Annotated in this window: 11 protein-coding genes; 7 read left to right on the top strand and 4 right to left on the bottom strand. The window is 57.9% G+C overall.

The genetic code is table 11. From position 1 onward, the window contains the following. Nucleotides 1-118: 118 nt before the first annotated feature. The gene (locus tag Q0M74_RS08335; protein WP_293953330.1) at nt 119-3223 is read right to left on the bottom strand and encodes a DEAD/DEAH box helicase; all 3105 of its coding nucleotides are present in this window, start codon (nt 3221-3223) and stop codon (nt 119-121) included. Nucleotides 3224-3616: 393 nt separating this feature from the next. Between Q0M74_RS08335 and putP the strand changes: the two genes are divergently transcribed. From putP to Q0M74_RS08320, 3 genes are all read left to right on the top strand, one after another. Beyond that, a complete protein-coding gene (gene putP, locus Q0M74_RS08330; protein WP_293953328.1) occupies nt 3617-5203 on the top strand; it encodes a sodium/proline symporter PutP in 1587 nt (528 codons plus the stop codon). Nucleotides 5204-5251: 48 nt separating this feature from the next. Further along, the gene (locus Q0M74_RS08325; RefSeq protein ID WP_293953326.1) at nt 5252-5803 is read left to right on the top strand and encodes an HNH endonuclease family protein; all 552 of its coding nucleotides are present in this window, start codon (nt 5252-5254) and stop codon (nt 5801-5803) included. A gap of 62 nt (nt 5804-5865) precedes the next feature. Further along, a complete protein-coding gene (locus Q0M74_RS08320) occupies nt 5866-6339 on the top strand; it encodes a DUF2269 domain-containing protein (protein WP_293953324.1) in 474 nt (157 codons plus the stop codon). Between the two features lie 274 nt (nt 6340-6613). On the opposite strand, the gene Q0M74_RS08315 is transcribed toward Q0M74_RS08320, so the two are convergent. Further along, complete coding sequence (locus Q0M74_RS08315; RefSeq protein ID WP_293953322.1) at nt 6614-8812, bottom strand: DEAD/DEAH box helicase; 2199 nt, start codon at nt 8810-8812, stop codon at nt 6614-6616. Nucleotides 8813-9166: 354 nt separating this feature from the next. Here Q0M74_RS08315 and Q0M74_RS08310 point away from each other — a divergent pair, with 354 nt between their 5' ends. Continuing rightward, nucleotides 9167-10591, top strand: a complete 1425-nt coding sequence (locus Q0M74_RS08310; protein ID WP_293953320.1) for an amino acid permease — start codon at nt 9167-9169, stop codon at nt 10589-10591. 111 nt (nt 10592-10702) lie between these two features. Further along, entirely contained in the window at nt 10703-11659 is a 957-nt protein-coding gene (gene hutG / locus Q0M74_RS08305) for a formimidoylglutamase (RefSeq protein ID WP_293953318.1), read from the top strand. Between the two features lie 3 nt (nt 11660-11662). On the opposite strand, the gene Q0M74_RS08300 is transcribed toward hutG, so the two are convergent. Together Q0M74_RS08300 and Q0M74_RS08295 are read right to left on the bottom strand one after the other, a co-directional pair. Next, nucleotides 11663-12535 carry a hypothetical protein gene (locus tag Q0M74_RS08300; protein ID WP_293953316.1) on the bottom strand — a complete coding sequence of 291 codons (873 nt, stop codon included), beginning with the start codon at nt 12533-12535 and terminating at the stop codon, nt 11663-11665. A 119-nt stretch (nt 12536-12654) separates the two neighbouring features. Next, complete coding sequence (locus Q0M74_RS08295; protein WP_293953314.1) at nt 12655-13548, bottom strand: patatin family protein; 894 nt, start codon at nt 13546-13548, stop codon at nt 12655-12657. A gap of 156 nt (nt 13549-13704) precedes the next feature. Here Q0M74_RS08295 and Q0M74_RS08290 point away from each other — a divergent pair, with 156 nt between their 5' ends. Together Q0M74_RS08290 and Q0M74_RS08285 are read left to right on the top strand one after the other, a co-directional pair. After that, nucleotides 13705-14409 (top strand): pirin family protein, encoded by a 705-nt coding sequence (locus Q0M74_RS08290; RefSeq protein ID WP_293953312.1) that lies wholly within the window; start codon nt 13705-13707, stop codon nt 14407-14409. Between the two features lie 47 nt (nt 14410-14456). Beyond that, nucleotides 14457-14852: a (deoxy)nucleoside triphosphate pyrophosphohydrolase gene (locus tag Q0M74_RS08285; protein WP_293953310.1), complete on the top strand. Its 396-nt coding sequence runs from the start codon at nt 14457-14459 to the stop codon at nt 14850-14852. Nucleotides 14853-15037: the final 185 nt, after the last annotated feature.

Raw genomic sequence — 15037 nt, 5'->3', positions numbered from 1 at the left:
CTTGTTGGCAGCGCTTTCTGCTGACTCCGCCGTATCCACCCTCGTCTTCGCACCGAAGTTGGCGTAGATGACATTATCCATGTGTGGCCTGCGGGACGCCCCCGAGCCGGTGGTTTCATCAGACATCTGCACCCTCCCTTTCGCGGTAGCTCATGAGCATGGCCAGTTCATCCGGGTTGAGTTCAGTGATCCAGCCCTCGCCCTCGCCGACGATGGCGCTGGCCAGGTGCATCTTGCCATCCAGGATGTCCTGGATGGACTCCTCCATGGTGCCGGCGGTGATCATCTTGTACACATCCACATTGCTCTTCTGGCCGATGCGGAAGGCACGGTCGGTGGCCTGGTTCTCCACGGCCGGGTTCCACCAGCGGTCCATGTGCACCACGATGGAGGCAGCCGTCAGGTTCAGACCAGTACCACCCGCCTTGAGCGACAGGATCATCGCCGGTGGCCCCTCACCAGATTGGAAATCGGCAACCATGCGGTCACGGCCGGTCTTGGACACACCACCGTGCAGGAAGGGGATGTCCGCGCCCAGACGGTCCGACAGATAGGGTGCCAGGATCCGGCCGAAGGCGGTGTACTGGGTGAAGATCAGGGTGCGGCGTTCCTCCGCCACGGCATCATCCAACAGATCCATCAAGGCCTCAACCTTGCCGGAACGGTGCTTGCCCTTGATCGTGAGGGGGGAACCATCGCCTAAGAAGTGCGCCGGGTGATTACAGATCTGCTTGATGCGCGTGATGGTGGCCAGCACCAGTCCCTTGCGCGACATCCCCTGACGCTGATCCAGCTGCTGCTGCACATCCTCCACCAGCGCCTTGTACAAGGAGGCCTGCTCCGAGGACATGTCCACACGGATGATGCGTTCGGACTTCTCCGGGAGATCATCAATGATTGCGGCATCAGTTTTCAGGCGGCGCAGGATAAACGGTGCCGTCAGCTGACGGAGACGTTCAGTCATGTCCTCGTCCTGCTCACGCTCAATAGCCTTGGCAAAATGATTACGGAAGAAGGAGGCACTGCCCAACACACCGGGATTGCAGAAGTCCAGGATGGAACGCATCTCAGACAGACGGTTCTCCACCGGGGTACCGGTCAGCGCCACCCGGTGACGTGAGGGCAACGAGCGCACAGCCTTGGACACGCGTGTGGAGGAATTCTTGATCGCCTGGGCCTCATCGAGCACCACACGGTCAAAGTTCACCCCACCCAACAGTTTGAAGTCACGGGTAACCACACCATAGGAGGTCACCACCAGATCCACCTTGGCGGCATTCTTCACCAATGCCTCACCATTGTCACGTTGTGGTCCATGGTGGACCATCACCTTGAGGCCGGGCACGAACTTCTCGGCCTCCACCGCCCAGTTGCCCACCACGGAGGTCGGACAGACCACCAGGGTGGGTTTGACCTCACGGTCGGGGTGCTCGGCACGCTCGACGGCCAGCAGACTGAGCAGCTGGAGGGTCTTGCCCAGGCCCATGTCGTCGGCAAGCACCGCACCGAGGTTGTTCTCCGACATCCAGTACAACCAGTCAACACCGCGGCGCTGGTATTCACGTAGATCGGCGATGACCGTGTCTGGGATATCCACCCGCGCCGGTGCCGGGGTCTCCGTTCCGCCCAGCAGGGAGCTGTACCACTGGGAACCGGTGAACTCCACAGGTTCATTCTCCGCGGCCTTGAGCGCAATCTCGCGCAGCTCAGACAGCGTGACCTCACCATGGCCCTCACCGGAGTAGGTTTCATTGAACTTCTGGCGCAACTGTTCCGCATGAGCGGCCAACAGCTGCCAGCCCTCCTCCCCTGCTGCTTCTGCAAGTTTGGCTTCCATGGCGGCTTTTTCCATCTCCGCCTTGGCCCGCTTCTGGGAGGACTTGGACAACTCCTCCATATAGCCGGTGATGCGGCGCAGCGCATCCTGGTCAGCCATGACCCAGTCACCGCGCAGGCGGATCAGACCGGACTTGGATTCCACCAGTTCCTGCATCTCATCATCGGTCAACTCCACATCACCGACGCTGATCTTCCAGTCATATTCCACCAGCTGATCCAGACCGATGATGGAATTGGTGGCGGAATCCGCCGGATCGCCCGGTGTGCGGGCCTCCACCTGGGCGCGCGTTTCATAGGCACTCCACGCCTTGGGCAGCATGACCGTGACCCCGGCCTTTTTGAGCTTTGCGACGTCATGACTGATGAAGTCGACGATCTCCAGGGTATTGAGGCAAATATCCCAATCCCCCTTCTGCACGATGTTCGCCTCGTGGGCGGGTATCGCATCATCGCGGGCGGGATCCAGGAGATAGGAAATGGTCTTGGCGGTTTCAAACTGCTGACGCAGTGATTCCAGGCCACCAGAATCAATATTCTGCTTCTGGATCGGCTGTGGTGCATCCACACCGGACCGCACCATCAGGCGCACCGGCCAGACGGAATCCATCGGATCCTCATAATCAGAATCCGTCGGGGGTTCCTCCACGATGATCACCAGCTGCAGCGACGCCGAGGTAATCGTGTTCTTCCACTGATTCAGCGCATGGGTAAGCATGGTTGACCCCTTGCGCAGAGCATGGTTATAAAGGAGCGCATCTAAAAACTCATGGCGGGCATAGGGCAGGACCTCATCACGGTAATCAGCCAGGATGTGGTTGGCGATCCAGTGCGGCAGCTCATTGGCCATCACACCCGCCAGATCCTTGCCACCGTTTTTCAGCAGGATTCCCGGAGCCGTGTGGTTCATCTCCGCCAACCAACCCCGTTCCGCGAGGCTGGCGGACAACTGCCACTGGGGCCACCAGGAGTTGTCCATCATCACGGTCTTCAAGGTGACGCGACCTGCCTGGACAAAACGGGTCAGGCCCCGGTACATAGCGATGATCCACAACAGATCCGGTGCGATGGTGGCACGTTGTGCCTTGGTGGCCGCAGGCAGTTCCGCCTGGAGGAAACTGAGCTGGGACAACACCCGGACAGCTTCCTCCGGGGTGAAGGCAGCCGTGGGCATGGGAAGCTCCACCTGCCGGCCCTTCGGGGTACGCAGATGCACCTTCATCCGGGGTCGGAAAGTCTTGCCCTCGAGGATCTGATCAACCACGGGTGGAAACGTTCCCGCCTCCACTGCCTCAGGCAGGACGATCTTATGGCCATCGACCTGCTCAATCCACAGTTGAAGGCCTCGGTCCTTGATCCAAAGACCATGCAGCAGGTGAGAAGTCATGTGCTCATTTCTAACAAGTATCAACCATTACTCGTATCCATGTGCAAACACTGTGGATAACTCTTCTAGCCTATCCTGTTCTCCCCGACCTTGGGGTGATGCACCTGAAGTGGACCGCATTCTGGGGTGGCACAGCCGCCACAGTGGGCGCCAGGGAACACCCTGCAGGTGACAGCACAGATCTCCTGCCTGAGAGTGCCGGAGCGTCTAGCGGCAGCCACTCCCACATTGGGGTGACTTTTGTTTCTGTGTGTTTCAACACCACCGGGTGTGGGTTAGTGTTAGCCTTCACAGCATTTTTCCAGTGATGCCCGTCTCAGGTTATCACCGGATGAAATGCTGCTTTTGAAAAACCATTGAACCACGATCGAATAATCATCAAAGGAGAACCTCGTGAGTGATAACACCTGGTTCATCATCGCCATCATTATTTACATGTTGGTCATGGTGCTCATCGGTTATTGGAGTTACCGCAAAACCCAAAAATATGACGAATACATGCTCGGCGGACGTGGACTGAACCCCTTCGTCGCCGCCATGTCAGCAGGTGCCTCAGATATGTCCGGCTGGCTGCTGATGGGTCTTCCAGGTGCGCTTTATGTCACCGGCATGTCCGAGCTGTGGATCGCCATCGGTCTGACCATCGGTGCCTGGGCCAACTGGATGTTCGTCGCCCCACGCCTGCGTTCCTACACCGAGGTGTCCCAGGACTCCATCACGCTGCCCTCATTCTTTGAGAACCGTCTACGTGACAAGTCCCGTGCCCTGCGCATCATCGCAGCACTGATCATCATTGTCTTTTTCACCTTCTACATATCCTCCGGCATGGTGGCCGGCGGCGTGTACTGGGAATCCACCTTCGGTGGCGATTACCTGACCGGCATGGCCATCGTGGCCGGCGTGACGGTGGCCTACACCTTCATCGGTGGCTTCCTCGCGGTTTCCTATACCGATGCTGTCCAGGGCACAATCATGTTCTTCTCCCTGATCATCGTCCCCGTCGTGGCCATCCTGGCGCTGAGCAACCCGGCTGATATCTTCAGCTTCGCCGCCTCCAATGACTACGGTCCGCACACCGACGGCATTGGCAACCCAACGTATTTCTCCATGATCACCGGTGTGTCCGTCGCTGCGATCATCGGTAATATCGCCTGGGGTCTGGGCTACTTCGGTCAGCCCCACATCGTGGTCCGCTTCATGGCATTGCGCTCCCCTGCTGAAGCCAAGCAGGGCCGTCGCATCGGTATCTCCTGGATGATCCTGTGCCTGGTGGGTGCCACCTTCGTGGCCATGATCTCCACCGTATTCTTCGCACAAAACCCTGAATACTCCGTCACGGATACCAACGCCTATGAATCTGTCTTCCTGGATCTGGCCCGTGTGCTCTTCCACCCACTGATCGCCGGTCTGGTTCTGACCGCTGTTCTGGCTGCGATCATGTCCACCATGTCCTCCCAGCTGCTGGTCACCGCCTCCTCCCTCATTGAGGATCTGCTCAAGGTGGTCAAGAAGGACGGACTCAACCAGAAGACCCTGCTGAGCCTGTCCCGTGGCACCGTCATCGTGCTGGCTGTCATCGCCGCGCTCATGGCAGTCAACCCCTCGGACTCCATTCTCGGCCTGGTGGGCTTCGCGTGGGCTGGCTTCGGTTCTGCCTTCGGCCCGATCATCCTGGCGATGCTCTACTGGAAGCGTCTCAATGCCCCCGGTGCCATCGCCGGCATGGTCACCGGTGCAGTTGTCTCCATCGTCTGGGGCTCCACCGCACTGGGCGATATCATCTACGAGATCGTCCCGGGCTTCGCCCTGGCCGCCATAGTCATGGTCGTTGTCTCCCTGATGACCAAGGCTCCGATCAAGGAGATCACGGACGAGTTCGACACCGCAGCACGCCTCTCCCATGCCACCAGCATGACCGATGAAGATGTAGATTTTGCTGAGGTTGCACAGGAGATCAAGCAGACTCCAAACAACCCTTAAACTCCGCCCGAGGGAACCTCTGCTCAAGACGGCGAGTCTAACCTGAATGTGAAAACATTCATCAGGTTACTCGCCGTCTTCACTCTTGCCCTGACCGCCTACACAGCAGCCCCCTTCCTCAATCCCGACAAGCCGGAGCTCGCGGCGGTGAAACCAGTCACCCAACGGGTCCGGATCATCGGCTATGACCGCGAAACCCGTTTCGGGACCTGGCAGTCAGGCGTTCGGGAAGCCGTGGTGTCGGCCGCAGGCGAGACTGACCCCTACTCCGGCGAACCCCTTGATCTGGACAGTGCGGAAGTCGACCACATCCTGCCCCTCAGCGCCGCCTGGGACCTCGGAGCACACTCCTGGAGCGCTATAGAACGTATCCGTTTTGCCAATGATCCCAGCAACCTGGTCCTGGTCAACCGTAGTGAGAACCAGACCAAATCCGATCAACTGCCCAGTGAGTGGTTGCCCTCCCACCAGGGTTCACGGTGCTGGTATGCACAACGGATGTTCGCCGTGGCCGCCCACTATGAACTCCCCCTCCCCGAAGCTGACATCCGGGTAGGGAGACGCAGTTGTGGTTTCGTCAAAACCGGCGGATCTGGTTAGGGTGTCTTTGGACAAGCTCCACCCGTTGACAATACCCAAGTGAAAGGTCCCAGCAGCCCACCGTGACCACCATCGTGATCGTCCTCCATGTACTGACCGCCATCCTCTTCCTCGGGCCGGTGACCGTGGCCACCTCCTCCTTCCACCTCCGCGCCGCTGAAGCCAACACCGGCGACACTCACGCTGCAGGTGCCGCGAAGACCCTGTACGACATCACCCAGAACTACGGAGTCCTCTCCCTGTTGGTCCCCCTGCTCGGACTGGCCATCATGTTCCTGGATGCCAGCTACTACTTCACCCAGTACAATTTCCACGCCGCCATCGTCCTGGCACTTCTGGCCTGGGCGGTGCTGTTCTTCCTCGTCATCCCCCGCCAGAAGAAGATGATGGGTGCACTCGGGCTGTTGGAAGCCGATGAACTGGCAGAAAAAACCTATGAGATCACCGATTGGAAGAAGGCCAAGAGCCAGCTGTCCATGTTCAGTGGCATCTGGGCCCTGCTGTGGGTTCTCACCGCCATCACCATGTTCTTCTAGGCTCTTCCATACAAAAGACCGCGACTGCCCCTCCCCTGCCTGGACAGGAAGGTGACAGCCGCGGTCTTTGTCTTCTGCAGCACAGAGCACATACATTTGTGGAACTTTGTCCACACCATCCCGGAGAAAGGCAGATCTGAAACACTCAGAGTTCCATAAATGTAGGGACTTATCCAACCAGGAGTTCACAACGACAAAGAACGACCCACTCACCTTTATCAGGTGAAGTGGGTCGTTCTTTAAAAGCTAGGGCTGCTTACGCGGGCCGGGGGAATTAATCCCTCCAGCCGCCACGTCCGCCACGGTCATCGCGGTCGCGTCCGCCACGGAAACCTCCGCGGCCGCCACGGTCGCCGCCGCCTTCACGGTTACCGCGGAATCCTCCGCGGCCGCCACGGTCGCCGCCGCCTTCACGGTTACCGCGGAATCCTCCACGGTCGCCGCCACGGTCATCGCGTTCGAAGCGACGTGGTGGGCGTCCACCGGAGTCGCGCTCGATGTTGATGAGCTGCCCGGAGATACGGGTATCTGCCAGGGCGTCGAGGGTGCTCTGTGGGAGATCCTTAGGCAGTTCAACCAGGGTGTGATCGGCTGCAATGGTGATGCGGCCGAAGTCCTTGGAGTTGAGGCCACCTTCGTTGGCCAGGGCACCGACAATGGCACCCGGGCGGACGTGCTGACGCTTACCAACCGCGATGCGGTAGGTGGCCAGGTTCTCGTCGTTACGGTCGAAGCGGGATGGACGGTCGCCACGGTCTCCGCGGTCACCACGGTCGCGTCCACGTCCACGATCGCCACGATCGTCAAAGCGGGAGGAACGGTCACCACGGTCGCGTCCGCGATCACGGTCTGCAGCCTGCTCGGTGAGGAAGAAGTCTCCACCGGACTGGGCCTCAGTGGCCAGTGCAGCAGCGATGTCCTCGAGCGGAGTGTCGTTCTTCTCGGAGTACTCCTTGATCAGGTCGCGGAAAAGTCCGACCTGGGAGTGCTTGAGAGCCTTGGTGATGGAGTCAGCGAACTTGACCTTGCGGAATTCGTTGACCTCGTCGACGGTCGGCAGTTCCATCTCGTTGAGCGGTGCGTTGGTGGCACGCTCGATGGAACGCAGCATACGACGCTCACGTGGGGTGACGAACAGGATCGCCTCGCCGGTACGACCTGCACGGCCGGTGCGGCCGATGCGGTGGACGTAGGACTCGGTGTCGTTCGGGATGTCATAGTTGAGCACGTGGGAGATGCGCTCGACGTCAAGACCACGGGCAGCAACATCGGTGGCAACCAGGATGTCCAGGCGGCCGTCCTTGAGCTGATCAACAGTGCGCTCACGCTGTGCCTGAGCGATGTCACCGTTGATGGCTGCGGCGGAGAATCCGCGGGCACGCAGCTTCTCGGCAACTTCCTCAGTCTCGTGCTTGGTACGCACGAACATGATCATTGCCTCGAACTCGGTGACCTCGAGGATACGGGTCAGTGCGTCCATCTTGTTGCGGTGTGCAACAGAGAGGTAGCGCTGGGTGATGTTGGTGGCGGTGCGGGTCTCAGACTTGACTGAGATCTCAGCCGGATTGTTCAGGTACTGCTTGCTCAGACGACGGATGCCGTTTGGCATGGTCGCAGAGAACAGAGCAACCTGCTTGTCATCCGGGGTGTCGGCGAGGATGCGCTCAACATCTTCCTGGAAGCCCATGTTGAGCATCTCATCGGCCTCATCGAGCACGAGGAAACGCAGACCGGAGATATCCAGTGAGCCCTTCTCCAGGTGATCGATGACACGGCCTGGGGTACCCACAACGATGTGGGCGCCGCGGCGGAGACCGGACAGCTGAATGCCGTAGGCCTGTCCACCGTAGATCGGCAGGACGTTCAGTCCGCCAACGTGATCGGCGAAGGACTGGAAGGAGTCTGCAACCTGGAGCGCGAGCTCACGGGTTGGTGCAAGCACGAGAGCCTGTGGGCTGCGCACGGACTTGTCAATACGGGAAAGGATCGGCAGCGCGAAGGCTGCGGTCTTACCGGTACCGGTCTGTGCCAGACCAACAACATCCTGGCCCTGCATGAGGACTGGGATGGTCTGTGCCTGAATTGGGGAAGGAGTTTCGTAACCCACCTTGCGCACTGCAGCAAGAACCTGCGGTGGCAATCCGAGTGCATCGAAGCCGTTGCTTGCTTCCGTAGAGGATGACTCGTTTGAAGACGGGGTTGCGTCTTCCGAGGAGTCCTCGTTCACATGCTCTTCGATTACATTACTCGCGTTGTCCGCTTCATTAGCGGAGTCGGCGTCCTCAGAAATTTCCGCAACCCTGGTGATATCTTCTTCGCCCTTGGACACAGCAGTGTCCTCAACAGTGTTGTTGGGGGTTTCGGAAGCAGAGTCAGCTGACGCTGAGTCACCCTGCGGGGTTTCCTGAGATTCCGACGAAATGACGTTTTCCGGCTGTTCTACGTCGCCGGTGACGTTATCGGTATTTCTCATTGTTTCTTAAACCTACGCCACTTCCCTCAGAAACTCCACATCTAAAACAATATTGACCACTGCACTACCGATAGGTTGAGCTGCATAAATGAGATATACATCCCCAAAGATCCCAAAAACTCGCCCGATCGGGCATGCGACCTGCACACACGCCCCATAGCCTGTGATGCCAACCACCAACAGGGGTTTTTGAGACATTTCCTGCGATGGCGGTATTTAGTCCGACCATAAGATTTTCCAATGGAGAGAGTAAGGTAATCCCCGTTCAAATTCCGTACCACTTGCGTCCACCAGTGAATGCTCTTGGCCCCCGGGGCGCACGTGGGAATGTCCTGAAATGGAGACCGCATCTCAATGAGTGCCTCCCCTACCGTGTCCGATGCGACGATAACGACCAGGAAATTTAAAGGTCTACGCGCACGCCACATCCACTTCATCGCACTCGGTTCCGCCATCGGCACAGGCCTGTTCTATGGCTCCGCCGGCGCGATCCAGGCTGCAGGCCCCTCAGTACTGCTGGTGTACCTGCTCGGCGGCGCTGTCGTCTACTTCATGCTCCGTGCACTTGGTGAGATGTCCGTGCGCCACCCCGTCCGTGGTTCCTTCGCTGTATATACCCGCGCACACCTGGGAGGCTGGGCCGGCTATATCACCGGTTGGATGTTCGCCTTTGAGATGTTGATCGTCTGTCTGGCGGACCTCACGGCCATCGGCATCTATATGAAATTCTGGTTCCCGGACACCGCACAGTGGGTCTGGGTGGCTGCCACCCTGCTCATCGTCGGTGGCGCAAACCTGGCATCAGTGCGCTGGTTCGGCGAGCTGGAGTTCGTGTTCACCCTGATCAAGGTCACCGCGGTCGTGGCGATGATCATCGGTGGCGCCGCCATCCTGGCCTTCGGCCTGGGCAATTCCCCTGATGTCTCCGGCATCTCCAACCTGTGGGAGCACGGCGGATTCTTCCCCAATGGTGTGGAAGGCATGATCGCAGCCTTCATCCTGGTGCTCTTCGCTTTCGGTGGCACGGAGATCATCGGCGTGGCTGGTTCTGAGGCTGAAGATCCTGAGAAGTCCATCCCCAAGGCTGTCAACACTGTCCCGGTGCGCATCCTGCTGTTCTATGTGGGTGCCATCCTGGTCATCCTCGCACTGAACCCCTGGCAGGCCATCACCGGTGAAGAGTCCCCCTTCGTGCAGATCTTCTCCACCCTGGGTGTCAACTGGGCTGCCGGCCTGCTCAACCTCGTGGTGATCACCGCGGCACTGTCCGCCATCAACGCGGACCTCTTCGGTGCCGGCCGCGTGCTCACCGGCCTGGCCAAGGAGAACCTGGCGCCGAAGGCCATGGCCAAGGTGTCCCGCAGTGGTGTTCCTGTGATGACCACCGCCATCATGATCATCGTGTTGGTCGCCGGTGTCATCCTCAACGTGCTGCTGCCGGAAGAGGTCTTCGTGATCGTGGCATCACTGGCCACCTTCGCCACCGTCTACGTATGGCTGATGATCCTGCTGGCCCAGGTGGCATCCCGCCGCCACATGTCCCCGGCGGAGGTTGCCTCCCTGAAGTTCCCGGTACCTTTCTATCCTTTCGGCCAGTACTTCGCGATCCTCTTCATCACCTTCACCTTCGGCATCATGATCTGGTACGACAACTACCACCTGGCCCTGGGTGTGGGCATGGGCTTCCTCGTGGTGATGACCGCGCTCTACTTCATCACTGGCCGCCCCAAGGCGATCGCCCCGTTGAATTATCAAGAGCTTGATCCCCGCAACATCTAAGCTCTTCACACGTTGAAAACCTGGTCCCTCACCCCGTGGGACCAGGTTTTTTGCATCTATCAAACTCAGTGAACTCTGTCAGACTCATGCCGCCTCCCTACGGTGGCTGGCATGAGCAATGAAACTAATATCTTTCCTTCTGAACTTCCCCGTTCCTGGGCTGGTCGCGTTGACGGTAATAATCCCGACCACGGTCTCTGGTATACCACCGTCGAGCCGCTGACCACACCGGGAACAGCGAAACGGGGCGTCGCGACGCTGGGCTTTGCCTCTGATGAGGGCAATCTGCGCAACCATGGTCCGGTGGGTGTCGCACAGGGTCCCGCTGCGATCCGCAACGCGTTGGGCTGGCTGGCTGTCCATGATGGACATTCCCGTTATGACGCCGGCGATGTGGTGGTCAACGATCATGACCTGGAACGCGGACACGATGAACTGAGTCAGGCTGTGGAAGATATCGTGCGTGCCGGGCACCTGCCCATCGTGTTGGGCGGTGGACATGAAGCTGGTTTTGGTTCCCACCGCGGCGTCTACCGCGCACTTAGACATTCCCCTGCGATCATCAATCTGGATGCCCACCTGGACCTGCGCGCCGCAGACGAACCCACCAACGGCACCCCATTCCGACAGGTGGCAGAACTTGTCGGCGAAGAATTCGACTATTCAGTACTGGGTGTTTCCGTGCCCAACAACACTGCTTTCCTCTTCAAATCCGCTGAACGGCTGGGCGTCACGGTGGTCACCGATGATGAACTCACCAGTTTCCCACCGGAGCAGGCCGCTGCCATGGCACTTCAGCGCATCCAGCACAGCGAACACATCCACCTCACCGTGGACATTGACGTGCTCGCCGAATCGATAGCCCCAGGCACCGGCTCACCAGCGCCCGTCGGTGTCCCCCTGGCCACCATCCGCGCGGTGTGCCACGCCCTTGCGGCCACCGGGAAGCTGAAGCTTGTCGACGTCGTGGAGGTCAACCCGGCCCTCGACATCAACAACCGCACCGCCCGCGTGGCGGCACGTCTCATCCATGAGATCGCGGAGAAACACCTGGAGACTGTGGCTTAGGACCTAACTGCTTCCGAAAGAACTGCCGCCCCTGCCTGCCTGATTACCAGTTCCACTGTTGGTTCCATCAGGGTTTCCTCCGGGAGTGGCATCGCCATTCCCACCTGGAGTGTCGCCATCATTGTTGCCGTCACCGCCGGGTCCACCGTCACCACTGCCGTTGCCGTCTCCATCACCATTTCCCTCCTCACCCGGGCTGGCATCCCCATCACCGGGAATGGCCTTGGCATCAACGCATGCCTGAAACGGTTGCTTTACCTGGTCAGCAAAAACAGTCATGGTTTCCAATGCCGGGGAGACAATTGCTGAAGCTTTCGGACTGGACTGCAGTCCCAGGAACCTGTCACCAGAGGAGTGGAATCCAGAAGCCTTCCCATAGTTGTCAATCTGGATGATCTGCTGTCGCGCCATGGACTTTGTCAAAAACTGTGAACCAACCAGTGTTTCTCCATTTTCATCGAAGTATCCTCCCAGTAGATCCGGAATGGCTGGTGCCACCAGGATGAGGATGAGGTCAGCCTCGGTGTATCCCTGGTCAAAGCCATCAGCCATGTATGCGTTCAGAGCTTGCTGCCCCTGGGGAGAAAATAACTTTGAATCCACAGCCACATTGGTCAAGAACTGCGTTTCAACCTCACCCAGCAAGATATCCAGTTCTTTTTCCAGGCCGGGAAAAGCATCCTTCACCCGTTGTTCAGCGCCGGGGTCAGAGTTCACCACAGCCTTACGCATCTCAGTTATTTCGAGGTCAGTGATCGTGATCTTGCAGTAACTGCCTTCAAATTCCACCGTTGCGGCGTTGACTGCTGGAGCAAGTAGGGAGCTGGTACCAATGGTTGCGGCGGCAGCAGTAGCGAAGAAAGTACGGATTTTCATGGAACTTCCTTAAGGTGAGAGGATCCGATGAGGGACACACCAGAAATGTAGTAACTCCCCTAATCGTACTGTCGAGGCTCCTGATTATCCTGGCATTTGGGGCACTCTGTGCAGGGACTTTATCCCCTCTGTAGAAACTCCAGGATGGCTGGGAAGTCTCGTTTTGCCTGACGCATGCCTAATTGGAATGTGTTCTGCAGCCGGTGCAGGCGAGTTTCCGTGTTCTGGATGTTCATATCCTCGGAGAAGAAGAGATAGGCCTGCCCTGCGGTCTCCAGCTCAAGGAGGCGTTGCTTGGTCTCGTTATACAATGCCGGCCTGGCCAGGGTTGCCTGGGCGATTGCAGGGTAGCGCCGTAGCGCAGTGGTGACCAGGCGCGGGCGGGAGAACTCAGGTCGCGTGTACCCACGTGGCCGGGTGGCGATGACGAGGAAACGGGTGAAACCTGCGTCGATAGCAGGCTGCAACATGAGCCCACCGGTCTCCCCTATAGCGCCATCCACATAAGAAACGCCATCAATAACCGGCATCGGCATAAAACCTGGCATTGTCGAGGATGCCCTCACCCGTTTCATCAAACTACCCAGATCAGGTGTGTCCTCCCGGCCCCAGTACACCGTTTCACCGGTATCAGCACGCACCGCTGAGATCTGGAAGGGCGTGGGATTCTTGGAGAAGGTCTCAAAATCATAAGGGTACGGCTGATCAGCACCGGTCGCGGTTTCATAGATGTGCTCCGCATGGAAATAGCCCTTGCCCGTGAGCAGGGGGCGGATACCAGAACTATTACGGTCAGCTGCGAACTCCACAAAGCTCTTCACTGCACGGGTGCGGTCCCCCGACAGGTAATTCACCAGATGCGAAGACCCGGCAGATACTCCCCCGACCCAACCGAAGTGAATATTGTGCGCAATCAACTCGTCAACAAGTGCTGCAGTATAGGCATTACGGGTTCCACCTCCCTCAATGATCAGCGCGACATCTGGAAAGTACTGAGGAGAGGATAAAGGCATAAAGAACAGTTTACTCGTCTTGAAGAAAGTGGGGTCTAGCCTGGATCAGAAGACCCAGATATGGCTCGCACATCATAGGCTCCCATTGCGTTCCCGCAGTGTGCTTCTCTTCTTCAATTCTCTTTTAAAAACACGCAAGATAGTTAAGGTCAGGATATGACTACTTTTAGCGTCATTCGCTCAGCAGAGCGCGATCATTGGAAAGACCCGGCAGTAATATCCCGGCAGTCTTTCCCCGCCACTGGAAGCTTCGACCTGGAGGCCAATGCCTTCGGCCTTCTCATGGTCCATAACGATGACATCGTCTCCCCTGGTGAGGGCTTTGACATGCACTTTCATAAGGATGTGGAGATTGTCTCCTGGATTGTAGGCGGTGCTGTCAGACACCGGGATTCCGGATCGGATACCGCCACGGTGATCAGCACAGGCATGGCCCAACACATCAGTGCAGGTTCAGGTGTGAGACATTCAGAGGTCAATGATGCCGGTTACACCAGCAGACAGACAGCACGCATTGTCCAGAGCTGGTTACCAGCCGATACTTCCGGAACCACACCCTCACACAAAGCGCATGACTTTGACAACGCACTTTCGTCAGGTGACTTCATTCAGGTGGCTGGTCCTGACTCCCCACTGCCTCTCGGCACGACTGGTGCATCCATGCGGGTAGCCCGTCTCACCGATTCCGTGGCCAAACTCCCCGGCGCGGCCTTCATCCACCTCTATATTATCTCTGGAAATGTCACTGTTGCTGAGCACAGCCTTGAGGAAGGCGATGTTCTGCGCGCGGAAGATGCTGACAGCCTCACTGTTAAGGGATCTGGTGAAGTGCTGGCTTGGGTGATGAAGCGAGGGATTTAACCTGGTCAAGCTCCCTTCGATAAGCAATCATGAGAGAATCGATAGCTATGAAGAAAAGAATCCCTGTAACTGGTGCCGTGCTTCTTCGTGGCGGATTGATACTCGCTGCACAACGAGGACCAGATAAGGCACTTCCCGGTTATTGGGAGTTCCCAGGCGGAAAGATCGAGTCTGGCGAAACACCGGAAGAGTCTCTTTCCAGGGAGCTCAAAGAAGAACTCCTGTGTGAAGCCTCCATTGGCGACCACATCACTACCACCGCCTATGAATACTCCTTTGGGATTGTTGAGCTTGCCACTTACTGGTGTGAACTCATCAGTGGTGAACCCCAGCTCACTGAACATGCTGAAATTCGTTGGCTCAAACCTAGTGAACTTAATTCCCTGAAGTGGGCTCCTGCAGATATCCCAACGATCGATTTAATTAGTGAACGGTTCAATTAACGGTGTCTGTGCCTAAGAAGAATGACTCCATTCTCCCTTATGGAGCCTATGAAACTCCAATAACTGCACGTATTCAAGAACGCATGCAAGTTACTAAAAAAGAGTCTCCTACCACTAGTTTTGCTACCGCTCCAGGACATGATGAAGCAACAAAGGATCGCTATATTCAATCTTTAACGCAGCTA

Origin of the sequence: uncultured Corynebacterium sp., assembly GCF_945649885.1 — a bacterium.
Taxonomy (GTDB): Bacteria; Actinomycetota; Actinomycetes; order Mycobacteriales; family Mycobacteriaceae; genus Corynebacterium.
Note: the sequence above shows the minus strand (reverse complement) of the source record. Positions and strands in the feature narration are given on the sequence as shown.